Source organism: Salimicrobium halophilum (assembly GCF_900100295.1).
GTDB lineage: Bacteria > Bacillota > Bacilli > Bacillales > Halobacillaceae > Salimicrobium > Salimicrobium halophilum.
In genome coordinates, this window is the sequence record NZ_FNEV01000002.1 from 176,482 (window position 1) to 199,028 (window position 22,547).

At 45.4% G+C, this 22,547-nt stretch carries 28 protein-coding genes; 23 read left to right on the forward strand and 5 right to left on the reverse strand.

From position 1 onward, the window contains the following. The first annotated feature begins 2 nt into the window (after nt 1-2). Entirely contained in the window at nt 3-785 is a 783-nt protein-coding gene (locus tag BLQ44_RS04180) for an enoyl-CoA hydratase (protein ID WP_093192394.1), read from the forward strand. Between the two features lie 13 nt (nt 786-798). After that, nucleotides 799-2,328, forward strand: a complete 1,530-nt coding sequence (locus BLQ44_RS04185) for an acyl-CoA carboxylase subunit beta (RefSeq protein WP_093192395.1) — start codon at nt 799-801, stop codon at nt 2,326-2,328. 59 nt (nt 2,329-2,387) lie between these two features. On the opposite strand, the gene BLQ44_RS04190 is transcribed toward BLQ44_RS04185, so the two are convergent. Next, nucleotides 2,388-2,720: a hypothetical protein gene (locus BLQ44_RS04190; RefSeq protein WP_093192396.1), complete on the reverse strand. Its 333-nt coding sequence runs from the start codon at nt 2,718-2,720 to the stop codon at nt 2,388-2,390. 85 nt (nt 2,721-2,805) lie between these two features. Here BLQ44_RS04190 and BLQ44_RS04195 point away from each other — a divergent pair, with 85 nt between their 5' ends. Continuing rightward, nucleotides 2,806-3,750 carry a formate/nitrite transporter family protein gene (locus tag BLQ44_RS04195; RefSeq protein WP_322787515.1) on the forward strand — a complete coding sequence of 315 codons (945 nt, stop codon included), beginning with the start codon at nt 2,806-2,808 and terminating at the stop codon, nt 3,748-3,750. 75 nt (nt 3,751-3,825) lie between these two features. Further along, entirely contained in the window at nt 3,826-4,005 is a 180-nt protein-coding gene (locus tag BLQ44_RS04200; RefSeq protein ID WP_093192397.1) for a CsbD family protein, read from the forward strand. A gap of 24 nt (nt 4,006-4,029) precedes the next feature. Here BLQ44_RS04200 and BLQ44_RS04205 read toward each other — a convergent pair whose 3' ends face one another. Beyond that, a complete protein-coding gene (locus BLQ44_RS04205; RefSeq protein WP_093192398.1) occupies nt 4,030-5,973 on the reverse strand; it encodes an AMP-binding protein in 1,944 nt (647 codons plus the stop codon). A gap of 114 nt (nt 5,974-6,087) precedes the next feature. Between BLQ44_RS04205 and BLQ44_RS04210 the strand changes: the two genes are divergently transcribed. The 7 genes from BLQ44_RS04210 (at nt 6,088) to BLQ44_RS04235 (ending at nt 11,031) form a co-directional block, all read left to right on the forward strand. Continuing rightward, nucleotides 6,088-6,513 carry a DUF4825 domain-containing protein gene (locus BLQ44_RS04210; protein WP_176757424.1) on the forward strand — a complete coding sequence of 142 codons (426 nt, stop codon included), beginning with the start codon at nt 6,088-6,090 and terminating at the stop codon, nt 6,511-6,513. Continuing rightward, entirely contained in the window at nt 6,501-6,743 is a 243-nt protein-coding gene (locus tag BLQ44_RS16370; RefSeq protein WP_143004687.1) for a hypothetical protein, read from the forward strand. Before BLQ44_RS04210 ends, BLQ44_RS16370 begins: the two co-directional genes overlap by 13 nt. A 13-nt stretch (nt 6,744-6,756) precedes the next feature. After that, nucleotides 6,757-7,023: a hypothetical protein gene (locus BLQ44_RS04215; RefSeq protein ID WP_093192400.1), complete on the forward strand. Its 267-nt coding sequence runs from the start codon at nt 6,757-6,759 to the stop codon at nt 7,021-7,023. Between the two features lie 71 nt (nt 7,024-7,094). Next, a complete protein-coding gene (locus BLQ44_RS04220) occupies nt 7,095-8,549 on the forward strand; it encodes a circularly permuted type 2 ATP-grasp protein (RefSeq protein ID WP_093192401.1) in 1,455 nt (484 codons plus the stop codon). Beyond that, entirely contained in the window at nt 8,542-9,507 is a 966-nt protein-coding gene (locus BLQ44_RS04225) for an alpha-E domain-containing protein (protein ID WP_093192402.1), read from the forward strand. The genes BLQ44_RS04220 and BLQ44_RS04225 overlap by 8 nt, the downstream gene beginning before the upstream one ends. An 18-nt stretch (nt 9,508-9,525) precedes the next feature. After that, nucleotides 9,526-10,377, forward strand: coding sequence for a transglutaminase family protein (locus BLQ44_RS04230; protein ID WP_093192403.1), 852 nt, complete (start codon nt 9,526-9,528; stop codon nt 10,375-10,377). Between the two features lie 150 nt (nt 10,378-10,527). After that, complete coding sequence (locus tag BLQ44_RS04235; protein ID WP_143004688.1) at nt 10,528-11,031, forward strand: hypothetical protein; 504 nt, start codon at nt 10,528-10,530, stop codon at nt 11,029-11,031. A gap of 52 nt (nt 11,032-11,083) precedes the next feature. Here the strand turns inward: BLQ44_RS04235 and BLQ44_RS04240 are convergent, their stop codons facing one another. Next, nucleotides 11,084-12,187: an NAD(P)-dependent alcohol dehydrogenase gene (locus BLQ44_RS04240; protein ID WP_093192405.1), complete on the reverse strand. Its 1,104-nt coding sequence runs from the start codon at nt 12,185-12,187 to the stop codon at nt 11,084-11,086. Nucleotides 12,188-12,334: 147 nt separating this feature from the next. Here BLQ44_RS04240 and BLQ44_RS04245 point away from each other — a divergent pair, with 147 nt between their 5' ends. The 11 genes from BLQ44_RS04245 to BLQ44_RS04295 all read left to right on the forward strand — a co-directional run bounded on the left by BLQ44_RS04245 (nt 12,335) and on the right by BLQ44_RS04295 (nt 20,513). Then, the gene (locus BLQ44_RS04245; protein WP_093192406.1) at nt 12,335-12,658 is read left to right on the forward strand and encodes a hypothetical protein; all 324 of its coding nucleotides are present in this window, start codon (nt 12,335-12,337) and stop codon (nt 12,656-12,658) included. A 116-nt stretch (nt 12,659-12,774) separates the two neighbouring features. Then, nucleotides 12,775-13,071, forward strand: coding sequence for a DUF2089 family protein (locus BLQ44_RS04250; RefSeq protein WP_407690362.1), 297 nt, complete (start codon nt 12,775-12,777; stop codon nt 13,069-13,071). After that, nucleotides 13,068-13,352, forward strand: a complete 285-nt coding sequence (locus BLQ44_RS04255) for a hypothetical protein (protein ID WP_093192410.1) — start codon at nt 13,068-13,070, stop codon at nt 13,350-13,352. Before BLQ44_RS04250 ends, BLQ44_RS04255 begins: the two co-directional genes overlap by 4 nt. Before the next feature lie 17 nt (nt 13,353-13,369). Next, nucleotides 13,370-14,062 carry an ABC transporter permease gene (locus BLQ44_RS04260; RefSeq protein WP_093192412.1) on the forward strand — a complete coding sequence of 231 codons (693 nt, stop codon included), beginning with the start codon at nt 13,370-13,372 and terminating at the stop codon, nt 14,060-14,062. Between the two features lie 3 nt (nt 14,063-14,065). After that, entirely contained in the window at nt 14,066-14,959 is an 894-nt protein-coding gene (locus tag BLQ44_RS04265) for an ABC transporter ATP-binding protein (protein ID WP_093192414.1), read from the forward strand. Between the two features lie 442 nt (nt 14,960-15,401). Beyond that, nucleotides 15,402-15,878: a GNAT family N-acetyltransferase gene (locus BLQ44_RS04270; RefSeq protein WP_093192415.1), complete on the forward strand. Its 477-nt coding sequence runs from the start codon at nt 15,402-15,404 to the stop codon at nt 15,876-15,878. A gap of 75 nt (nt 15,879-15,953) precedes the next feature. Further along, a complete protein-coding gene (locus tag BLQ44_RS04275) occupies nt 15,954-16,418 on the forward strand; it encodes a hypothetical protein (RefSeq protein ID WP_093192417.1) in 465 nt (154 codons plus the stop codon). Between the two features lie 27 nt (nt 16,419-16,445). Then, nucleotides 16,446-16,928, forward strand: a complete 483-nt coding sequence (locus BLQ44_RS04280) for a GNAT family N-acetyltransferase (RefSeq protein WP_093192419.1) — start codon at nt 16,446-16,448, stop codon at nt 16,926-16,928. Beyond that, complete coding sequence (locus BLQ44_RS04285) at nt 16,928-17,137, forward strand: hypothetical protein (RefSeq protein WP_093192421.1); 210 nt, start codon at nt 16,928-16,930, stop codon at nt 17,135-17,137. Before BLQ44_RS04280 ends, BLQ44_RS04285 begins: the two co-directional genes overlap by 1 nt. A 30-nt stretch (nt 17,138-17,167) precedes the next feature. Further along, nucleotides 17,168-17,932, forward strand: a complete 765-nt coding sequence (locus BLQ44_RS04290) for a hypothetical protein (RefSeq protein WP_093192423.1) — start codon at nt 17,168-17,170, stop codon at nt 17,930-17,932. Nucleotides 17,933-18,140: 208 nt separating this feature from the next. Further along, nucleotides 18,141-20,513: a putative bifunctional diguanylate cyclase/phosphodiesterase gene (locus tag BLQ44_RS04295; protein WP_093192425.1), complete on the forward strand. Its 2,373-nt coding sequence runs from the start codon at nt 18,141-18,143 to the stop codon at nt 20,511-20,513. A gap of 11 nt (nt 20,514-20,524) precedes the next feature. Here BLQ44_RS04295 and BLQ44_RS04300 read toward each other — a convergent pair whose 3' ends face one another. Further along, the gene (locus BLQ44_RS04300) at nt 20,525-21,040 is read right to left on the reverse strand and encodes a hypothetical protein (protein ID WP_093192427.1); all 516 of its coding nucleotides are present in this window, start codon (nt 21,038-21,040) and stop codon (nt 20,525-20,527) included. A 109-nt stretch (nt 21,041-21,149) separates the two neighbouring features. On the opposite strand from BLQ44_RS04300, the gene BLQ44_RS04305 reads away from it, so the two are divergent. Continuing rightward, entirely contained in the window at nt 21,150-21,602 is a 453-nt protein-coding gene (locus tag BLQ44_RS04305; protein ID WP_093192429.1) for a GNAT family N-acetyltransferase, read from the forward strand. On the opposite strand, the gene BLQ44_RS04310 is transcribed toward BLQ44_RS04305, so the two are convergent. Next, the gene (locus BLQ44_RS04310) at nt 21,592-22,500 is read right to left on the reverse strand and encodes an AraC family transcriptional regulator (RefSeq protein WP_093192431.1); all 909 of its coding nucleotides are present in this window, start codon (nt 22,498-22,500) and stop codon (nt 21,592-21,594) included. The genes BLQ44_RS04305 and BLQ44_RS04310 overlap by 11 nt on opposite strands. Nucleotides 22,501-22,547 lie beyond the last annotated feature (47 nt).

Sequence of the window (22,547 nt, forward strand, 5' to 3'; positions counted from 1 at the left end):
TCATGGCGAAAACAGTTACAATCGATCGCGCGGATGAACATATCGCAGTCATTACGCTGAACCGTCCAGATGCTGCAAACGCGCTTTCACATCAATTGCTTGAGGAACTGCAGAAAGCTTTGAAGAAAGTGGAAAAAGAGGAAGGCGTGCGCGTCGTGTTGCTGACGGGAAGCGGATCGAAAGCGTTCTGTGCCGGAGCGGATCTGAAAGAGAGAAAAGGGATGACCGACGAGGAAGTCATAGGGACCGTGAAGAAAATCGGAGATACCGTCCGGATGATCGAGACGCTGCCGATGCCGGTGATTGCTGTCATGAATGGAGTAGCCTTCGGGGGAGGGCTCGAGATGGCACTGGCCTGTGACCTTCGCATGATCAGTTCTGTGACGCGCGTGGGCTTGACAGAAACCTCTCTAGCTATCATTCCGGGTGCAGGAGGAACGCAGCGTCTCGCCCGTCTGATCGGCAAAGGACATGCCAAGGCTCTGATTTATACAGCGAAGGCCGTGGAAGCGGAACGTGCTTACACACTCGGGATTGCCGAGTATATGCATGATCCGCAATTCCTGATGGATGAAGCGATGGAGCTTGCTCACATGATTGCACGTAATGGACCGGTTGCTGTTAAGGAAGCGAAGAGAGCGATCGATAACGGGATGGAAACGGATCTCGAAGCAGGCCTTTCCATTGAACGTGGCTGTTACAACAAAACGATTCCGACGGCGGACAGGCAGGAAGGGCTTACAGCTTTTTCAGAAAAACGGAAGCCTGTCTACCGCGGAGAATAAGGAGGAATTTTGAATGACGATGGACCGGACGCTTCAAGAAGCGAGAGAACGCATCGCTTCCGGAGGCCTGGATAAATATCATGAGAAAAATAAAGAAAAAGGGAAGATGTTTGTCCGGGAACGCCTCGAGCAGCTATTCGACGATAACATCGATATTGAAGATGCATTTTTTGCGAATAATCAGGACGAAGGGTTACCGGCCGATGGCGTAGTAACGGGCATCGGTCGCATCAATGGCGAGAAAGTATGTGTCATGGCCAACGACTCGACCGTGAAGGCAGGTTCCTGGGGGAAACGTACGGTAGAGAAAATCATCCGCATCCAGGAAACGGCATTGAAGCTCGAGCTGCCGATGTTGTATCTCGTCGACTCAGCGGGTGCCCGTATCACCGATCAAGTGGAAATGTTCCCGAACCGTCGGGGAGCAGGACGCATTTTCCATAATCAGATCAAAATGTCCGGACGCGTGCCACAGGTTTGTCTTCTATTCGGACCGTCCGCTGCCGGAGGAGCCTACATACCTGCGTTTTGCGATATCGTCGTGATGGTCGATGGCAATGCATCGATGTATCTCGGTTCCCCGCGGATGGCGGAGAAGGTCATCGGGGAGAAAGTCACGCTCGAAGAAATGGGAGGCGCGAATATGCACTGTTCCGTTTCCGGGTGCGGAGACGTGCTGGCGGAGAACGAAGAGGAAGCGATCCAGTTCGCCAGGAAGTATTTGAGTTATTTCCCTCCTAACTTCAGAGAAAAGCCGATGACCCATGAATCAATAGAAACGGCTTCTTTTGAAAAATCGATCCATGACTTGATTCCGGAGAACCAGAACGCACCGTTCGATATGTATCAACTGATCGAACGGTTGATAGATGAAGATACATTCTGTGAAATCAAGAAGAAGTTCGCTCCGGAACTGATTACGGGGCTCGCCCGTATCGACGGGAAATCGGTCGGGATTATCGCCAACCAGCCTAGGGCAAAAGGAGGCGTTCTGTTTCCGGATTCCGCCGATAAAGCGGCGAAATTCATGCAGCTGTGCGACGCCTTCAATATTCCGTTGTTGTTCCTTGTGGATATCCCGGGCTTCATGATCGGAACCCGCGTAGAGCAGGCGGGGATCATCCGTCACGGCGCGAAGATGCTGGCGGCGATGAGTGAAGCGACGGTTCCGAAGATTTCCGTCATTGTGCGCAAAGCTTATGGAGCCGGACTCTATGCGATGGCCGGTCCTGCTTTTGAACCTGACGCGTGTCTCGCTTTGCCTAGTGCGCAGATTGCTGTCATGGGACCGGAAGCGGCAGTGAACGCTGTGTATGCAAATAAAATCGCTGAATTGCCGGAAGAAGAACGGTCTGCTTTCATCAAAGAAAAGCACGAAGAGTATAAGGAGAATATCGATATTTATCGTCTCGCCTCAGAAATGGTGATAGACGATATCGTACAGCCGGATAAATTACGACATGAACTTGTCACACGCTTCGAGATGTATGAATCGAAGAACGTAGCGTTCACGGAACGTAAGCATGGCGTATATCCTGTATAAAGAAAAAGCCGCTCCTAACCTGAATAATTCAGAGGGAGCGGTTTTTTGAAAAGAAGATATTATTTGGGTAAAGAATATTGCTGGCGTGGAGTGACGAAAAACTTTGATACGATAAGAATCCCTACGAATAAAAAGCAGGCAGCATTTGCAGCACTGCTTGAGATGATGGCGTCAGAAACGATACCCAGACCGATTCCGATATTGTAGACGAAAGCGATCAGAAAACCGGCAAGGGCTAAAGCGGAAAGGCTATTTCCAATCAACGTTCTTTTGTAGGCGGGGGTGTTCTTCCAGCCATTGATTCTTAGGACAAGTCGAATATGGTGATACAAACTATACATAAGACCGGCAACAAATATAGCTACCACGATATAGCCGAAAATCTCTCCCATTGGTTTCATCCTTTCCCGAAGTACTTCACTTCTTTCAGCATAGAGAAAACTTTATGTTCCTGCAACAGGAGGAGCTTTGATTATAATGGACGGAAACAGGGAACAGTACCGAATCGGAGGGATGATTATGGCAGATAATGAAGATATGAAAACGAAAGAACAAAAAGAAAACAAAGAAACAGAAGCCTCTACCGAGAAGATAGACAGACCGGGGAGGCAGTTCTACATCCCCTCGCAAATCGTCGATGAATTCGGGGAAAAGGGGAGAGATCACTTAAGCAAAAATCTCCCGGCACAGTTTCTTCTGGCACTGACTGCAGGGTCTTTTATGACCTTCGGAGCAATTTTTTCCATTCTTCTTGCGATTGATATAGAAACAGAGGGCTTGTTCTATTTAATGTCCGGCGTCGGGTTTGCAGCCGGGTATGCGATGGTATTCATCTCGGGAGCGGTGCTGTTTACAGAAGTCAACGTGCTTTTACCTTCTTATCTTTTCAATAAAGCCGGTCTGATGAAAGTGAACATTTATAGGTTCTGGATGGCTACTTATCTCGGGAACTTGATTGGCGCATTCGCCGTCGGAGTGCTCATTCAGATGTCGGGATCACTGTCCGATCCGTTCTATTCGGAACTTTCCATGTACCTGGATAAAAAGATGAAGTTTCTTGATTACGGGGTGAAAGGCTGGTTCGAAATCCTTGTGTCCGGTATTTTGGCAAACTGGTTGATCGGAATGGCGGCGTTCCTTACAACAGCAGCTCGAGATATCACCGGCAAGATTCTTGGAACCACATTGCCCGTCATTCTTTTTGTTGCGGGTAACTTCCAGCACAGTGCTGCTAACATGGGGTATTTCAGTATGGGATTCCTCGCGACAGACCAGTATACGTGGTATGAATATATTTTCTTCAACCTTGTTCCGGCAAGTATCGGGAACCTGATTGGGGGAGGAATTATGGTATCTCTGTTATTCTCTTATGCTTACAAAGAAGATATACAGACTTCTCTTGGTAAAGGGAATAAGAAATAAAAATTGTATTTAGAAGGTTATTTGTAGAAAAGATTGGGAAAACAGGCAGTAACACTTCAGAATAGGAGGCTCATGATGGCAGACAAAAAAGGTATGAGTGATAAGGTGAAAGGCGCAGTCAACAAAGTGAAAGGCGAAGCGAAGGATCAGGTCGGGAACGCCAAAGACGATCCGAAGCTCCAACAGGAAGGCCAGAAACATAAAGCGAAAGGTAACGTACAAGAAGAGATCGGAAAAGCGAAAGAGGATAAATAAAGAGTCTGCCCGCGGGCAGACTCTTTAATTTGTAGTAGCACCTATTTGCCGGATTTCCTCTACCGCTTCCGGGTTCTCCAGAGCACTTAAATCTCCGGAGTTCTGGTTCAGGAAGGCGGACTTGATAGCTCGTCGCATAACTTTTGCGTTTCTCGTCTTTGGCAGGTCACTGACCGTATACACTTTCTTCGGTGCGATTGCTTTTCCGAGCTTCTCAATAAGGAGAGCTTGGAGTTCTTCTATCAGCTGATCGGTGCCCCCGGATTTCGTCACAACGAAGGCGACTGCTTCTTCGCCTTTCATATCATGAGGCGCGCCGATGACACCGGCCTCTACAACTTCTTCGTGTTCCACCAGAACTGATTCGATTTCTGACGGACCGATCCGTTTCCCGGCTACGTTCAGCACGTCATCGGAACGACCGGAAATCAGGAAGTAGCCTTTCTTATCGACCGTCGCCCAGTCTCCGTGGACCCATGTGTCTTTGAAGCGGTTCCAGTACGTGCGGCGATAACGATCGTCATCTTTGTAGAAACTTTTCGTCATGCCGACCCACGGCTGTTTCAGTACGAGTTCACCGACATCGTTTTGCACAGGGTTGCCATCATCGTCGAAGACGTCGACGTCCATCCCTGGAAGGGCGGCGTTGAAAGTGACTGGTTGTATCGGTTTAACAAGGACATTTCCAAGCATACCTCCAGATATTTCCGTACCTCCCGAATAGTTGAAGATCGGCGCCTGTTCTTTTCCGACGTGGCGATATAACCAGTGCCACGGCTCGGGGTTCCATGGTTCGCCGGTCGAGCCGATCACCTGCAGCGAAGACAGGTCGTGTTTATTTACCCAGGCTTCCCCGTGTTTCATCATTCCTCGCACGAGCGTCGGAGAAATACCGAGATGGGTGACGTTGTAGCGCTCCACCAACTCCCACAAACGGTCCGGTTCCGGGTAGTCAGGCGTTCCTTCGAACATGACGATGGAAGCCCCGTTCACAAGACCACCATATACGAGGAAAGGTCCCATCATCCAGCCCATATCCGTAAACCAGAACAAAGTATCATCTTTCTCGACATCCATACATACACCTGCATCAAAGGCGGACTTTGCAGGGAAACCGGCGTGCGTGTGGACCGCTCCTTTCGGTGTACCTGTCGTCCCCGAAGTATAGATGAGCATGAATGGATCATCCGCCTGCATCTGTTTCGTCCGGACAGCACCACCTTCCACTTTTACATCCTGGAAGCTCACGTCACGTGTCGTTTTTTCAAAAGGTTCCCCGGACCGTTCCAAGACGATGACGTGTTCAAGCGTCTCGGAACCCTCAGCGGCTCGATCAGCTTCCGTTTTCATATCAATCGTCTTTCCTCTGCGGTAAAAGCCGTCCGCGGTGATCATCGCTTTCGCCGACGCAGCATCGATTCTCGTTTTCACGGCATCCGCTTTGTAGCCGGAAAATGCCGGAGAGAAAATAGCGCCGATTTTCGAGATGGCGAGCATGCTGATGACTGTTTCCGGAAGCATCGGCAGATAAAGGGTAACGATATCTCCTTCCTCGATTCCTAGCTTCTCGAGTCCCGCAGCGAAAGCGTTCACTTCTTCGTCCAGTTCAGCAAATGTGAAGGTCTTCCTGTCACCGTTGTCCCCTTCCCAGTAAAGGGCTACCTCGTTTTTCTTTTGAGAATCTTTCGTCCATTTGTCGAGCGCGTTCAGCGTTGCATTCGTTCTACCACCGAGGAACCAGTTAGGGTGGGAAATTCCCTTCGAGAGATCGACCGTTTCTTCATAAGGATCGAACCATTCAAAACCGATTTCCTTTATCGCCGCATCCCAGAACCAGGATATATCTGATATGGTGTCTTTCTGGAATGTATCGTAATCATCATATCCGAGCCGCTTCATCCATCGATAGAGTCTTGTCGTCTGCATCCTTTGTTCTGTAGGAATCCAGACATCTTCATATGTAGTCATACTAATGCCCCTCCCTTTTAGTAACCGCTTACATTTATTATAACGAAGATGAAAGAAAGAAGAAACTGCGACAGTGAATCACCGGTGTGGTACGATAATGATAGGAGGGATTTTATGAAAAAGTCGGCCATTGCAGCTTTTCTCCTGGTGATGCTCAGTGGATGTATGAGCGACTCCCAGGCGGGAACTTTGTTTGAATATGAAGGAACGTTAATCGGGAACAACAGTGATGTTCTCGCTATTGTAAATGGGATAGAAAACGGATCGTCTGTGGAAGAGATCGAGTTACATACGAAAGAGAAGCCTTATGGGCTGACGATTCACTATGCCGACGTTCCTGATGGAAAAGTGGAACGCTGGACTCGTGAAAATGCCGGAAGATTATTTACATTGATCGACAATGTGGAGGACGTAGATATGGTGATAGCTTCAGAGACGTATGCCTATTCCAGGAAAGAAATGGAGAAGGAACTCGGCAAAAGTTTTGATGAAGTTACAACCGTCGATCAATGGAAGGAGGTACAGGAATGGATAAACTGAAAGTCATCAACCTGATAAGTCTTGCGCTCGGAATCATTTTTCTCGTCTATTTTCTGATCGCTACGTTTACGGACGTTACGATGTCCCCGATATTTCTGCTGATTGCGATACCGATTCTGTTCACGTTGAATGCCATCCGTGATTTTTCAGATGGACGAAGAATTCTCGGAACGGTGAACGTTGTGATTCTGGGGCTGTTTCTTCTGCTTGTACTGACAGAACTGTTCTGAAAGAGGTGATAGGGTGAAGATCAACAAGGGTGGACCATTGGAAAAATTCGTTCGTTTTCTATTCTCCGCAGCAACCCTTGGATTCGCTCTGTATGGGTTGATCACCGGCGATTTCCGATTCCAATACCTGATGCTTCTTGGTCTTTCGGGAGTAATGGCGATTACCGGTATGGATGATTATGAACGAGGTAAGAAATTCTGGAGTTATGCTTCTTTTGCGGTGGCGATCTTTTGTCTCGTTGTTGCCGTGCAAATATTTTTCACAGATTACGGCTTATAACTTTCTCTGGAGGGTATATACATAATCACGGACAAAATAGAGAGACATATACAGGATGGGAGGAGAAACGGGTGCTTAAGAACTATCAGACCGGAATGTTTTTCGATGAAATGATGAACAGCGATGCTACGCCTAAAGCACACTATGATTGGTTTTATAAGCTGGTGGAGAAGTTTTCCGACCAGGAATTGAGCGAAAAGCACGAAACCGCCCAACTGAGTTTCCTTCGCCAGGGCATTACGTTTACCGTCTATAATCACGAAGGTCAGACCGAACGTACGATGCCGTTCGATTTCATCCCCATCATCATCCCGGAAGAAGAATGGGGCAGGATAGAGACAGGGATGAAACAACGGATGAAGGCCCTTAACTTGTTTCTCGAAGATTTGTATCATGATCAGAAAATCCTGGAAGAAGGGATCATTCCTCGGGAGCTCGTAGAGAATAATCCATACTATTACCACAAACAGATCGGCGGCGTGGATATACCCCTAGACAATCATATCTTCCTCTCCGGTGTAGATCTGATCCGCGATGAACACGGTCAGTATCGTGTGCTGGAGGACAATTTACGTAACCCATCCGGGATGAGTTATGTCTTTCAGAACCGCTATGTGATGCGTCAAGTATATCCGGAGCTATTCTTCAATCACGACATCCGTACCCTGGAGCACCAGATATCAGAGCTTCACGACACAGTCATGAGTCATGCACCGCAAAAATGTGAGGGGGATCCGGTGGCTGTGCTGCTGACCCCGGGTAGTTATAACTCGGCTTATTATGATCACATGTTCCTCGCCCAGCAGATGGGAATCGAACTCGTGGAAGGCAGAGACCTCCTGGTACAGAACGACGTGGTCTATATGAAGACGATCCGCGGATTGAAGCGGGTCGACATCATTTACCGCCGCATTGATGACGACTTCCTGGATCCGGATGCGTTCCGTCCTGATTCGGCTCTCGGCGTGCAAGGATTGCTCCAGGCTTATAAAAAAGGGAATGTCGCTATCCTGAACGGCATCGGCAACGGAGTCGCTGATGATAAAGCGATGTATGTCTACGTTCCTGATATGATCCGTTTTTACCTCGGGGAAGAACCGATCATTCCGAACGTGGAGACGTATTTTCTTAGTGATCCGGAGAGATTGGACTATGTCCTGGAACATATGGAAGAGCTCGTCATCAAGAATGTCGGAGCCTCTGGCGGCTACGATATGCTGATCGGACCTCAGTCGACGGAAGAAGAGAGGGAAGATTTCCGGGAGAAGGTGCTGGAAAATCCCAGACAATATATCGCTCAGCCTACCATCAAACTATCGCGTGCCCCTGCCTATCAGAAGGGACGTATGTACCCGTGCCACGTAGATTTACGTGTGTTCGTCATGAATGGAAAGGAAATGAACGTCCTTCCGGGAGGGTTGTCGAGAGTGGCACTGAAGGAAGGCTCTCTAGTGGTCAATTCTTCGCAAGGTGGAGGCGGCAAAGATACATGGATTCTCAGAAGCGGGGGTGAGAGAGATGCTTAGTCGGACAGCTGATGCGCTATACTGGATGGGACGGAACACGGAACGGGCGGAGAACAATGCAAGAGTGCTGAACGTTCAGTTGATTCATATGCTGGAAGCGAAGGATCGTAACGTACTCGATCGTGACTGGAAAGAAGTCCTGGAAATATGCGCTTCCTATTCGGATTATATGGAGAAGTACGGGCGCCTGGAGACGAAGACGATTGTCGAATACCTGACGACGAGTCCCTTGAACATGAATGCCATGAAAGCGTCCATGTCGATAGCCCGGGATAATGCCAGAACGACAAGAGATATTTTACCTGCAGAGCTTTGGGAGGTCCTGAATGAGTTCCATCTGGATCAGCCGGGCCCCGGCGAAGACGGCGATGCGATGATGGGTACGAAAGACTACCTGAAGACATTGATGCGTACATCGATGACTGCACAGGGGGTCATCGAATCCTCGATGAGCCGCGGTGTTCCTTATACATTCATTAAAGTAGGTAAGTGGCTCGAACGGGCGGAGAAGACGGCACGGATTCTGAACGTCATTTGTGAGAAAGAACGTTCGGATAAAGGGGACGTCCCTCGCAACAGTTATTACTACTGGCTCGCTGCCCTGCGTTTCCTGAATGGGTACGATGCGTTCATCAAAGAGAATCCTCCGACGATGGAATCGGGACAGGTCCTCGATTTTCTTATCAAAAAGGAAACCTTTCCACGCTCGATTGCGTATTGTGTATCACACGTGCGAGAGGCGATCACGGACCTTGAAGGAGGAGAAGTTCGCCATTATTCGACCCGGCTTTTCGATCTTCTGGAAACGGTGGAAGCTGATATCCACGAAACGGCGATCGGAGATATGGAAATGGAAGAACTTATGACGTTTCTCGACCATTTCCAGAGGCAGTGCATGAATCTCAGTCAGGTATTCATGGAAACGTATTATCTTACTCCACCGGTAGCGGTGCGATGAAAGGAAGCAGGAACGCCGATGAAATATCAAATTGAACATACCAACACGTTCTATTATGAGAACTTTGTGGATCAAAGTATGAACCATATAAGATTGAAGCCACGGAACGACGAATGTCAACGTGTTCTTTCCTATCGTACAGAAATAACCCCGGTTTCTGTAACGAAGGAGTACACGGACTTGTGGGGCAATCATGTCGAGACATTTTTCATTCCGGAGAAACATGAGCATTTAAGAGTGAAAACGATGTCTACTGTCAGTATCCAGAAAAGCCCGTTTATTCGGATGATCCGCTATTCCGATGAGATGAAAGAGATTTTCCATTCTTCTCTTTTTAAAAGGCATTATCTCGCGTTTTTGAATGAAACTCCGTACACCTTCATGTACAAAGAACAGATTGCAGCGATCACGAAAACGGTAGGAGACCCTACGGACCCTGTCCAGTTCTCCATCGACCTGATGAAATATATCCATGATACGCTATTTTACAATACGGCGACGACGGATGTGAGTACGAAAGCGTATGAAGCGTGGCCGTTACAGGGCGGAGTGTGTCAGGATTTCGCACACATCATGATCGCCGTGTTACGAGGGAACGGAATCCCGGCGCGATATGCCAGTGGCTATCTTTATATCGGTGAGAATTCAGCACTGATCGGGGATGCAGCCACGCATGCCTGGGTAGAAGTAATGGTTCCGGGTATCGGCTGGGTTGGTCTCGATCCGACGAACAATGTGGAAGCACTCGAGAACCATATCCGCATCGGTACGGGACGTGACTACGCGGATGTCAGCCCGCTTCAGGGTGTCTATCGCGGTGGCGGTCAAGAGCTTGATGTGTCGGTAAGTGTTACGCTTATAGATCAATGAAAAAGGTCAGGGAGCTGCATAGAGCAGTTTCCTGATTTTTTGCATCAACGTTTGTAGCCTTAAGTATTCAGTGATAAACTCACGGTAAGATGGAATGTTTAATTTTTACATATTTCTTTCTGGAAATTTGATGGAGGGAGGGGGATCGAAGTGAAAAATAGGGTACTTATTCTGGTGGTTTTTCTTCTCTTAGCAGGCTGCGGCAATTCAACTACAAAGGGGATTGACTCAGGGGACGAAATGGACTATGAAGTCCTGGCTAGTGCTAAAACATTGCCTGAAGACTTTGAAGAAACTGCTTTCCATAGAGAAGATTCTCCACACTTTTTGATGCGTCAGGCCGGGAATGAAGCGGAGCTTGAGAAGTGGTGGAAGACTTATAGATTGAAGAAAGAAGCACCGTCCGTTGATTTCTCGGAGAACACCGTGTTTTTCCTTGGATTGTACGAATCCGGTACCTGCCCGGTAGAGATTGGAGATATCAAGGCGAATGCGGATAAGGATATGATGACCGTCACTACTTCGGTGTCAGATGGAGCCTGCACAACTGACCAAACCCCCAGAACTATCATTTATGCGGTCGATCGTTCTGTTGCGGAAAACATAGAAGTGATTGAAATGAATACCGGGGGAAGCACGTTTTTGCCTTTGTAGAATGTAGAAGCCAGGGAGTCTGCTGCAAGCAGTACCCTGGCTTTTGTATATCTTATTCTGCATGATCCATTTTCAATATAGGTTTCACTGTCTGACCATTTGCGGAGTCATCAAAGGCTTCGTTGATTTCTTCCAAGTTGTAGTATTTCACTAGTTTATCGAACGGGAAGCGACCCTGTTTATAATAATCCACGAGTTTTGGAATGAATAGTTGAGGGACAGAATCACCTTCAATGGCCCCGATCAGTGATTTCCCTTCCGCCATGATTTCTTCGAAGACGTTGAAGGTAGTATCAGGAGTTACTCCTACGACTGCGGATACACCAAGAGATCTCAAAGCGAGCACGGATTGTCTTGTTACGCCTGGTACGCTGGTCGTTTCGACAGAATAATGGACGCCTCCGTTACTTAGCTCTTTGATTTTTTCAACGACATCTTCTTCCTGTTTGCCGTTGATGGTGTGAGTGGCTCCGAGGGATTTGGCAAGTTCTAAACGGCTGTCATGTACATCGATAGCGATGATTTCGGAAGCACTGGTGATACCGGCTGCCATAATGGCACTGAGGCCTACAGCTCCACAACCGAAAACGGCGATGGTTTCACCGAACTGTGGCTTCAACTTGTTCAAAACCGTTCCTGCTCCTGTTTGAATTCCACATCCAAGAGGCCCGAGAAGTTCAAGTTCTACGTCTTTGTCCACTTTGACGACATTTCGTTCATGAGCGACGGCATAGGTTCCAAAAGAAGACTGTCCGAAAAACGTAGATAATTCCTGGTCTCCTTCATAGAGGCGGTGAGTACCGTCCGGCATGATTCCTCCGAAGTTCAGTTCCATCATGTGGTGACAGTACGCGGGTCTTCCCATCAGGCAATTTTCACACTGCCCACATGAAGAGTAAGACAAGACGACGTGATCTCCTTCTTCAACGGAACGAACGCCTTCTCCCACCTTTTCAACGATGCCTGATCCCTCATGACCGAGAACAGCAGGCAGCGGGACAGGAGCATCCTGGTCACGTGCGACAGCATCCGTATGACAAACTCCAGAAGCTACGACTTTAATTAACACTTCATTCGCTTTCGGCTCTTTCAGTTCCACTTCCGAAATCTCGAACTTCGCACCCTGGTCATAAGTAACAGCGGCTTTTGTTTTCAAATCCCATTCCTCCTCTTCATAATTAATGAACATTTCCCTTTAATTCAAGATAGTAAACAAGCGTAAAGATTGAAACGAATTGGAAGCTCAATCGTATGTAAAGAAGAGTAAGTCATCGAACTCATCTATCAGGTAGGGGGGATCTCATTGTTCGTCTTGATTGATATCTTCGTGATGGCAGGCTATATCGGAGCGGTCTTACTCCTCTCTACCATTACTGAGGATAAGCGTAAATTTATACATACGGAACCTTTCGTTATCCAGATATGTCTTTGGCTATTTGCATTCCTCGTGTCTATCGCTTTCTCTGTATTGACGAATGTCTCGAATGTGTCGGGAGGACTACTATACGATTTCGCGACTTATCTTACAGGCGGGCTTTTCGTATATGGAACAGTGGTCCATTTTTTGGTACGTCCCTTAAATCGAGGGTTGTACCGTAGACTCATCACTCCCTGGGATAAAGGATGAAGAGGGTTATGGAAGCGAAGCTGCGATTATTGTTTGAATAAAATTAAAATAATATTTAACTATGTTAAAAATAATGTTATAGTTTATTTAAATAATAGAAAAGAGGGGGCTTGAGAATGAAAGAGTTACCTGCCTGGATCCTCGCGTTGGATGAGGAAGATCTGCAGTTTATCAAAAACTTTATCCTCCACTCCGGTTCTCTGAAAAAGATTGCTGCCGTCTACGAAGTATCGTATCCGACGGTTCGGGTGAAGCTCGACAAACTGATTCAGAAGATTGAGATGAACGATACCCTTGAGAATGAAGAATTCATTTCGTTTATCAAACAGTTGTCCATCGATGATCGGATCAATATCGAAGAAGCTAAACTGATCATCGACAAATATAAACAGGAAAAGGGGAAAGAAGAATGAATGACATTTACGTAGTGTTATTGATTGCCGGATTACTGGGATTACAATACTTTTTCTCGACCAGAGAGAATAAATTCCTAGGACTCATCGTGCCTGGATTATTCACGGTAACCATGATAGGGATGTACATCATAGGAAGAATTGAGCACCTTCTGTTTATCGTGCTGCTTCTTCCGGTAGTATTATTGTTTTTCTATGAACAGTGGAAGAGGGGCAGAGAGTCTGTCCAAGTAAAAAGAGAAAAAGAATTGAGGAAGATGAGGTCCCATGATCTCCACTGAAGAAAGGGGTAACTTTAATGATAGCGTTAGCGAAACGGGAATTCTTCGATTCATTTAAAAGTATCAAGAGTCTGCTTATCATCTTATTCACGACGCTGGTGTCCTGGCAGACAGCGCAATATTTGTCTTCGAACCCACTTCTGATACAGGAGGCGGCTGTGCAGGGGAAAGAAAGTGAATTCGTAACAGCCGTCACGGCTTTCATAGTAATCTCGCTCGGGTTTCTGTTCGTTTTTTCGGTGTCACACGACATCATTAATAAAGAAATAGAAGGCAAGACGATCCGCTTATTGGTTACGAAGAAGCCGAGATCTCAAATCATGTTTGGCAAATTTCTCGGAACTCTCTTATTCTGGGTAGCGATTTTCTCGATTTCCTATTTGGTGACCTCGCTCATCGCTCAAGTATGGGTGACTGAGGAGTATCTAAGGATGGTGGCTTTCCTTACTTATATCGTAGGAATGGTTTTCCTTGTATCCACGCTTGTAGAGAGGACGAAGCTGACGATGTTCATCGGTGTATTCGCCGGTATCATCATTCCGATTTTGGGTATCGCTTCTACGATCGTCGATAAGTGGTGGATGATCGGTATCGAATATCTGCTGCCTTATACATATATTGAAAAAGGGTTTCTCATGATCATTCCTTTTTTGATGGGACTGATGTTTTTCCTTATTTCTATGAAAATTATGAGCGGAAAGGATCTGTGAGATATGACTACTGTACATATTGAAGAGTTGACGAAGAAATTCGGAGGGAAGGTGGCCCTCGATGGTATTTCGCTGACGGTGGAAGAAGGGGAGATATTCGGGTTCGTCGGTCATAATGGTGCGGGTAAATCTACGTTCATCCACACCATAACAGGAGTTCTCCCTAAGTCATCCGGGAAGATTACTATGCTCGGCGAGGAGAATCTGGATAATGTGAAGGACCGTATGGGAGTCATGCCTGATACTGCGAATTTGTATGAATATATGAAAGGGGTCAAGTTTCTGAAATTCATGGGAGAATTGAAAGACGATAAACGGACAAAGAGAGAGTATGTCTCCCTGATGGAAGCGGTAGGGCTCGGAGCAGAAGGAGATAAAAAGATAAAGGATTACTCTTTCGGGATGCGTAAGAAAATAAGCATTGCTCAGGCCTTATTAGGGGATCCGGATCTCATTATTCTCGATGAACCCACGTCAGGACTGGACCCTGAATCCTCCATCAAAATCAGGCAACTGGTCAAACAGTTACAGCAAGAAGGAAAAACTGTGTTTCTTACCTCCCATAACTTGGATGAGATAGAGAAAATCAGTGACAGAGTCGGTATATTGAAAGAAGGGCGTATCGAAAAGTTGGGCACTCCTGAAGAATTGAAAAATGAAAAACAGGAAAAGATCACTCTTGCGATAAGAACGACCCCTGCTCTCGAGAAAGAAGATGTCGACCAAATGAAGAAAGAAGTGGTCTTTCTCCAGAAAGAAGGAGTGTATACGTGGTTAGAAGTCGATTCGGAGAGGTTGGTTCCGGATATCAGCAAAGCTATCATTGATTCAGGGAAACAATTGTATGAAATTACACCGAAAAAAGAGTCGCTTGAAGACATTTTTATAAATACATAACTTTTTCACAGTGGAAATAACCACCAATTAAGATTTAATAATGTTAGAATTTTGTAAGAATTAAAAATACATTTTCAATCTCTATCCGCCAGATCTTCATTAATCGTAGGCGTGCTGACGGATGTTTTTGGAGTCCGGGTCGTTAAGATTTCAGGTCTCTTACTTGCCACTGAGAGTGTGATTATTTACAAACACAAACTGTTATTAGTTAAGAACGTTGTACATTAATTAGAAAAGGTGAGAGTTCAGAGAATGAATTCTTGCCTTTTCCCTTATTAGAGTATTAGATGAATCTCTATCAAGATGGGAAAACATAGGGAAGAAATGAAAAAGGTCGTAATGGTACGGGAAGGAATAATGAGAGAAGACTTGCTGATCAAAGATGGGTGGCGGGACTCTTTTCTCTACAGTATTTTGGAAAGCGACTACAAGGGGGCGAAGCATGAAAATTCGTAACGTTACAAGCGAGGATTATTATATTCTTTCTCCACTAATCAATGAGTGGTGGGGTGGACGACAAATGTCAGAAATTTTGCCGAAGCTGTTCTTCGATCATTTCAACACCAGCAGCTTCATCGCTGAAGAAGACGGGGCCATCTTCGGTTTCCTGATCGGGTTTATGTCCCAATCGAAGAAAGAAGAAGCATACATACATTTCGCGGGCGTTCATCCTGATCACAGACAAAAAAAGGTTGGAAAAAAGCTGTATGAGGAGTTTTTCAGAGTGGCGTCAGAGAACGAGAGATCTACCGTTAAAGCGGTAACCTCCCCCGTAAATAAGACATCCATCGCCTATCATTCGAAAATTGGTTTTAGCATTAAGGATGGGGATAAGTCAGTAGACGGAATCATTGTTACTCAAGATTATGACGGTCCCAGGAAGGATAGGGTGTTGTTTGAAAAAAGAATAACTAAATGAACTTCATGAAATTCGAACTCCTATTACGCTTACTACCTTCAAGTAAAACAACTAAGAATTTAAAGAGGTGATCGATTGAAAATAGCTGCAAAAATTTTGGTGGCTATCGCCTTTGTCTCAGTGGTGACGGGATGTGCAGGTCTAGGAACAAAAGAAATATCAGTGCCGGAAGACAGGGGGTATGAGGAAGTCCTGATACAAACCATAGGCAAGGACGGTGCAACATCTCCTGATGATAGAACAGAAATAAAGGACCAGAAAGACATAAAGTGGCTGATGAAAAAGATTTCGGGGTACGAAGTCGAGGACAAAGACAGAGATACCATTATCGAGATGTTGGAAGCTACTAGAGAAAAACCAGGAACCTATACAATCGCCTTTTTTCCTGAGAACCTGAACCAAGGGTACTCCGTAGTAATGTTTGAAGATGGAACCATCATATATCAAGACAAAGATATGCAGCGGATGACTATGGTTTCCAAGGAGAAGCACGAAGAATTGTATGAGGATATCACCCATCGTTTCGATTTAGAATTCTAAAATTTAATTTAACAGGAGGAGTAATGGTTGAAAGAAATACATGGGAAGAAAGTAATGTTGAAAGAGGCGACGGAGAAAGACATCCATGAAACGAAAGTGACTAAAGCCGAATACCACCGTGAATGGTCTGATGAGGGTATTTTACCAGAGGTACCTTCCGCACTCATCATCGAAGCCGACCAACAACTGATCGGATATGTCGGAGCGTATTGGATCGATAAAAATACGAACTGGCTGGAGACGGGAATCGTGATTTACGACAGTGATTATTGGAATGGTGGATATGGTTCTGAGGCTTATAAATTGTGGATAGATTATCTTTTTGAAGCCACAACCTTACATAGAGTAGGTATGTCGACGTGGTCAGGGAACGACAGAATGATCAAAGTAGCGCAGAAATTAGGGATGAAAGAGGAAGCGAGAATCAGAAGAGCGCGTGAGGTCGATAACAGGTACTATGATGCTGTCAAAATGGGAATCTTGAGAGAAGAATGGGACGGCGGCTCTTAATGTTGAACCTGCTTACTACTACCAGCGGCTTCCACGTGGGGGATGCTATTGCTCAGCTCGTTTTTTTAGGCATGGTCCTGGCGATTCTTGGGGTAGTGATTTTTCTTATAGTGACGCTCGTAAAAAGGAACAGCAGAATAAGTCGTCTTGAATCAAAGGTGGATCAGTTGATGGAAGAGAAGGAAAATAAGGATAAGACACGGAAATAAGAGCGAATACAGCGAAAGGGGACCTATTCGATGCGCATACTTTATTTGCTCGCTGGATTGCTATTGCTTGCTGCATGCACGTCTAATGTTGGAACCGAACGATTGTCTACGGAAAAAGTCGGTGTATACCATGGATTGATAGTATATAGTAATGATGCAGATGCAATGGAAAACCCTGAATTTCTGCGGAATCTGGACGAAGTCGTTAAAGATCGCTCAGAACTTCAGCCTGAAGTGACTATGTTGTCGAAAAGCTCAGCAACAGAACAGTATCCGGACCTCGAAATCCCGACCACCCCTTATTATGTATTTTATGATAAAGACGGAATTGGCGTAGAAACCGCTGATAAAAAGAAAGCTGAAACATTTCTTCTGGAAGAAGCGGAAAGGAAAAACCTGTTAAAAGAAGAGCCTTCCCTCGGCACCATGCCTGAACCTCCTGAATTGACTGTTCATATCGGAAAGCAGGAATTGAGTCCTACGCTTGGAAGTTATGATTGGCGCGTTGACCAGGGGGATGGCACAGGTACTCAAGTTCAAGCTGATTCCATGCCTCCTCCTGAACTTGTGAAAAATAATAAACCACTGAAAACATCCAGGGATGTCAATATTGAGCTTGAATTCGAGAATCAACCGGAGAGTTATAAGGTGAAAATTTGGAACGTAGAAAATGAAGTGATTAACACTTCGGAGAACATAAATCTTTCCGGGAAAGGTGAGATTATTTATGAAATTTTTGCGGATTGGAAGCAAGGAACAGCCAGTTATGCCTTCAAATTATATATCGAAGATTAAAGTGATTTTGAAAACAGGGAACTCTTACTTAGGGTTCCCTATTTTTTTCTTACATTTTTTAATAAATCTGAGAATTGAGAATTATACTCGGAGAAAATAGGGTATACAACTAGGAAAAGTGTAGATAGTAAGTCCTATTTCGTCAGATTTTGTGATAGAATGATAGCTGAAATATTCGACAAAATTCGACAGCATGGAGGGATAGCCTATGAATGCAGTACCACTTGATCAATTCAGTATCGTCTATATTGTGTTGACAGTTCTGGTGACAATAATAGTTTGTTACACCGGTATCGTTTTTGTGAAACGGGTGAAGCGAGTAGCTACCAGTAAAATGCCTACAAAGACTATGGTCTTGTACGCTGCTATTCTTGGTGTGATGTTCTGGATCAGTCATATATTCATTTCGTTGTCTACAGGTCTGCCGTTAGATACGGCTTATTACGGGATATACATAATCATCAATTTTCTCCTTTGCTTTGTTGCTTCATTCTGTGCAATTTGGGTGGCTCAGTTCGAAGTGAAAAGCAATTTCGTATTTCTGATGGCTAGTGTGTTTATCGCAGTAGCTGTCATGGCGGCAAATGTTACGGGATTTTATACATTGTTCAACGATTATATACAAGTGAACGTTCCGTTATCTTTATTGACTGTTGCGATGACCATCAGTATGACCGTTCCCATGTTGCGTTATTTGTTGCTGATAACGAATGAAGGAATCAAGGATATGCGAAGAGGATGGGAGTGGGTCGGAACGATTGCCACAGGTTTTGCTTTGGCGGGTATTCCATATATCATCCTCATAGCTATGCTTGATTACACTGCTGGTGGCGGCTGGATTCTTCTGCCGTTCATTTTTACGATTTTCACAAACTTGATCTTGTTACTCATTCCTGACTTTCTGGGGAACCAGTATCAGATGCGAAACGCCGAAGCATTCCGTTCTCTCTTTCACCATAACCCTAATGCCGTCTTTTCTACGGACAAAAAAGGGAAAATTGTAGAGGTCAATGAAGAAGCAAGTCGACTTACCGGATATACGGATAAAGAACTTGCGAATCTGGATGCTTTTCATTTTTTTGGAGGGAGAGATAAAGAACGAGTAAGGCAGTATTTTGATAATATCCTTGCCGGGAATGTAGAGCGTCTTGAGACGAAGCTTAAAATGAAAGATGGCGAAGAGAGAGACGTGAAGATTACTGCTGTACGAACAATCGTCCAGGGTAGGATTATAGGGGTCTTCGGATTGATCGAAGATATAACCGAGCAGCTGAAAGCGAAGAAAACCATCGAGCACCTGGCTTATCATGATGAATTGACCGGGCTGCCGAACCGTCGGAAATTGAATAAGGTGACAGATAAGCTGAAAACAGAAAAAAAGGATTATGCTTTTCTGATGATGGATTTCGATCGATTCAAGCGTGTGAACGATACGTTTGGTCACTCTTTTGGAGATGAACTCCTCATCGTTATAGGTAATTATATAAGACAAATTGCAGAAAAATATAATGCTTCTGCGATTCGGTTGGGTGGAGACGAATTTCTGGTCGTTTGTCAGCGGAAGGATGCGTCTCTCGTTTCAGAAGAAATATTAGAGAACTTCAATGAACCGATGACCATAAATGGAGTGGAAATTTTATTGACAGCTAGTGTTGGATGGACGGATTCGATCGATTCGGAGGACCCTATAACTCTGCTAAAATATGCTGATATGACGATGTACGTCTCGAAAGAAGAAGGAGGGAACCGTGTTACGAAATACGACCCTACCCTTTTCCGTGAAGAAGAAGAGAACCTTTCCATCGAAAGGGAGTTGATAGCTGCGATTCACAGAAAAGAATTGACCGTTCATTATCAGCCGAAGTATGTATTTAATCATAGTTATTCTCCCGGTCTTGTAGGTGCGGAGGCCCTCGTACGTTGGAATCACAAGGGGAGAGGGATGATTTCACCTGGCATATTCATTCCGATTGCAGAGAAGAGCAAACTAATCGTCGATTTAGAGAAGCACGTCATTCAATCTGTCGTTGCTCAGATTCAGAAATGGAAGGCTGAGGGGGTCATGAGAGGAAGAGTGTCGATCAATATTTCTATGGATACGCTTTTCCGAAAAGAGTTTGTTCCGTATTTGGTTACGCTTCTCTCTTCTCATAATGTGGAGGGAACCATGATTGAATTGGAAATCACTGAAAGGATCGTTATGAAAAATGAAGATGATCTAAAGGAGAAGTTGCAACGGCTGCATAAGCTCGGCATCCGAATCAGTCTTGATGATTTCGGTACAGGTTACAGCTCTCTCAGTTACCTGGATCACCTGAACATAGATATATTGAAAATCGATCAATCTTTCGTTCATAAATCAATGACCCAATCAGGAATCATTGCTGCTATTGTCCAGATGGCTGAGAACCTTAGTCTCGAGGTGATTGCCGAAGGTGTGGAGACGAAAGAACAGGCCGAGACACTCGCAGATCTCGGCTGTGATCGCATGCAGGGGTATTACTTCGGGCATCCATCATCACCGGAGGATTATGAAGCATCCTTCCTTCATTCGTGGAGCCGCGATGACGGATTCTCCTAAGGTTGTCGTGATTAAACGGGAGACCCTAATTCGAGTTCCTCATTGATACGAGCTAATTCTTCTCGGAGTTCCTCGGCCCCTGCATCTTCAATGTCGAGGTCCTGGAGTTTTTCATCAATGGCGGATACTCGGTCATAGAAGCTGGTCAATTCCTTTTTCGTCTCTTCTGTTAGCGCGCCGTCTGAATTAATTTCCTTGTAGGCTTGTAGGACAGGGGTACCATGATAAATGTCAAAGTTGATTGGTAACTCTGCATGTCTTCCTATAGGTGAAGCGTTTGCGGTTACTTTATTTACTTTTTCAAGAAAAGAATAAGTATAGTGAAGATTATCATCCACTTGGGCTGCGTCCCCGTATGAATCTATGGCGCGCCCTAACATTTCGGTCATTTTGTGGTGATTGAACTTATAGTGAAGAACCAGATCTTTCTCCATCGCTCTTGTCTCTTTCTCTGCTTGAAAGGTGAATATGCCGAGGGTGATACTTACGGCTAGCAAGATGAAAGTTGCTACTTTCCATTTGTTCATACGTGAGCCTCCTGAGTAATTGGTAGGTAATGAGTGAAGAAGTGTACATATATGCTACCATAATAAGTAAACGGACGGAAACATAGATACAAGGAAAGAGAGGAGAAAGATGACCTATACGTTTAGAAAATTAAATCAGAAGGAAGCTGAAGAAATCGCATATACGTGGCATTATGAGGGAGACTATTCTTTTTACGATATGGAAGCGGATGAAGAAGATCTGGAGGAGTTCCTTGATGAAGAGAAGCGTGGCGATAATACATACGCCGTTTTTAACGATGAAGAACTCGTCGGTTTCTTCAGTTGGACCTATAAGGGAGAAGAGGCGTATATCAGCCTGGGATTGCGTCCGGATCGTACAGGCCGGGGAGAGGGACGGACATTTCTCGATGCTTGCCTGGTATTTCTGAACGCTTCTGTCGTGACTCTGGATGTCGCCGCTTTCAACAAACGGGCCATCCGTTTGTACGAAAATGCGGGTTTTCAAGAAATTTACCGCTTCCCCCAGAAGACGAACGGCGGCACCTATTCGTTTGTCCACATGAGGAAAATCACTTCGTAAGTTCCATTTGCATCTTTTTGGGGGATCGGGCATAAACGTTCTTGAATACTCTGTAAAAGCTCGAGTAATCGGAAAACCCTGATTGGATGGCTACCTGTTCGAGTGTCAGGTTGCCTTTTTTCATAAGTGCAATGGCATTCGAGAGACGTTTCAAGAGAATATAACGATAAACCGGCAGATTCATCGCTTCCTTGAAATAATGGGAGAAGTAATGTTTGTTCAAATGGAAAGCCTGAGAAATGCTGGCGAGATTCAAGTCTCTGTCTGTCAGGTGATCTTCGATGTATGTAAGGATGCTTGTGAGGCGTTCGTCTTTCTCCACCATATCCGGTAACTTGACCGTAGAAGGAGCGAAAATCATCTGCATGGACTGGAACAACAAGTAATGGAGGGTGAAGGTATGATGACCTTCGCCTTGTTTAATGTGGTCGATCAATTGTTTCAGTAACTGGATCACTTCATGAAAAGACTCCTCATTACGGGTGACGTATGCTCTCTGAGAGTGGCGGTAATCAATGTTCTTCTTTAATTCAGCATCACTCTCAGTGAAATCTTCAAGCAGTCTTGGACTGATGTTCAGAATCATGCGTTCGTAGGTTGATGAGTCTTCAACTTTTGCTTGATGAACTGCGTAAGGGGGAATAAGGACGATATCTCCTGGACGTAACGTGTACGTTTTACCTTCGCAGAAGAATTCACAACTTCCTCCGAGGAAGAAGAACACTTCCATCACGTCATGTGTATGGAGGTGGAAGAGAGAGTCCGAGTTCGCGAATCGTTCGGCGGAGTCGTTGTGCAGAGGCAACCAGTGATCGATGAGCGCCTGGTTCGTTTCGCCGGAGAAGTCATAGATCTCGAAACTTTCATTCGTGACAGGTAAGTGGATGGATTCCTTCATTTTTTTATCCTCCAGACAGCAAGATATGCAAGAAACGACGCAAAAAT

What these genes read in the sequence shown, in the direction of transcription:
- BLQ44_RS04290 (WP_093192423.1), top strand. Translation starts at nt 17,168, where the DNA reads ATGCGCATACTTTATTTGCTCGCTGGATTGCTATTGCTTGCTGCATGC.
- BLQ44_RS04310 (WP_093192431.1), bottom strand. Translation starts at nt 22,500, where the DNA reads ATGAAGGAATCCATCCACTTACCTGTCACGAATGAAAGTTTCGAGATC.
- BLQ44_RS04265 (WP_093192414.1), top strand. Translation starts at nt 14,066, where the DNA reads ATGACTACTGTACATATTGAAGAGTTGACGAAGAAATTCGGAGGGAAG.
- BLQ44_RS04210 (WP_176757424.1), top strand. Translation starts at nt 6,088, where the DNA reads ATGAAAAAGTCGGCCATTGCAGCTTTTCTCCTGGTGATGCTCAGTGGA.
- BLQ44_RS04285 (WP_093192421.1), top strand. Translation starts at nt 16,928, where the DNA reads ATGTTGAACCTGCTTACTACTACCAGCGGCTTCCACGTGGGGGATGCT.
- BLQ44_RS04225 (WP_093192402.1), top strand. Translation starts at nt 8,542, where the DNA reads ATGCTTAGTCGGACAGCTGATGCGCTATACTGGATGGGACGGAACACG.
- BLQ44_RS04180 (WP_093192394.1), top strand. Translation starts at nt 3, where the DNA reads ATGGCGAAAACAGTTACAATCGATCGCGCGGATGAACATATCGCAGTC.
- BLQ44_RS04295 (WP_093192425.1), top strand. Translation starts at nt 18,141, where the DNA reads ATGAATGCAGTACCACTTGATCAATTCAGTATCGTCTATATTGTGTTG.
- BLQ44_RS04200 (WP_093192397.1), top strand. Translation starts at nt 3,826, where the DNA reads ATGGCAGACAAAAAAGGTATGAGTGATAAGGTGAAAGGCGCAGTCAAC.
- BLQ44_RS04255 (WP_093192410.1), top strand. Translation starts at nt 13,068, where the DNA reads ATGAATGACATTTACGTAGTGTTATTGATTGCCGGATTACTGGGATTA.
- BLQ44_RS04260 (WP_093192412.1), top strand. Translation starts at nt 13,370, where the DNA reads ATGATAGCGTTAGCGAAACGGGAATTCTTCGATTCATTTAAAAGTATC.
- BLQ44_RS04270 (WP_093192415.1), top strand. Translation starts at nt 15,402, where the DNA reads ATGAAAATTCGTAACGTTACAAGCGAGGATTATTATATTCTTTCTCCA.
- BLQ44_RS04185 (WP_093192395.1), top strand. Translation starts at nt 799, where the DNA reads ATGACGATGGACCGGACGCTTCAAGAAGCGAGAGAACGCATCGCTTCC.
- BLQ44_RS04190 (WP_093192396.1), bottom strand. Translation starts at nt 2,720, where the DNA reads ATGGGAGAGATTTTCGGCTATATCGTGGTAGCTATATTTGTTGCCGGT.
- BLQ44_RS04230 (WP_093192403.1), top strand. Translation starts at nt 9,526, where the DNA reads ATGAAATATCAAATTGAACATACCAACACGTTCTATTATGAGAACTTT.
- BLQ44_RS16370 (WP_143004687.1), top strand. Translation starts at nt 6,501, where the DNA reads ATGGATAAACTGAAAGTCATCAACCTGATAAGTCTTGCGCTCGGAATC.
- BLQ44_RS04205 (WP_093192398.1), bottom strand. Translation starts at nt 5,973, where the DNA reads ATGACTACATATGAAGATGTCTGGATTCCTACAGAACAAAGGATGCAG.
- BLQ44_RS04305 (WP_093192429.1), top strand. Translation starts at nt 21,150, where the DNA reads ATGACCTATACGTTTAGAAAATTAAATCAGAAGGAAGCTGAAGAAATC.
- BLQ44_RS04250 (WP_407690362.1), top strand. Translation starts at nt 12,775, where the DNA reads ATGAAAGAGTTACCTGCCTGGATCCTCGCGTTGGATGAGGAAGATCTG.
- BLQ44_RS04195 (WP_322787515.1), top strand. Translation starts at nt 2,806, where the DNA reads ATGGACGGAAACAGGGAACAGTACCGAATCGGAGGGATGATTATGGCA.
- BLQ44_RS04300 (WP_093192427.1), bottom strand. Translation starts at nt 21,040, where the DNA reads ATGAACAAATGGAAAGTAGCAACTTTCATCTTGCTAGCCGTAAGTATC.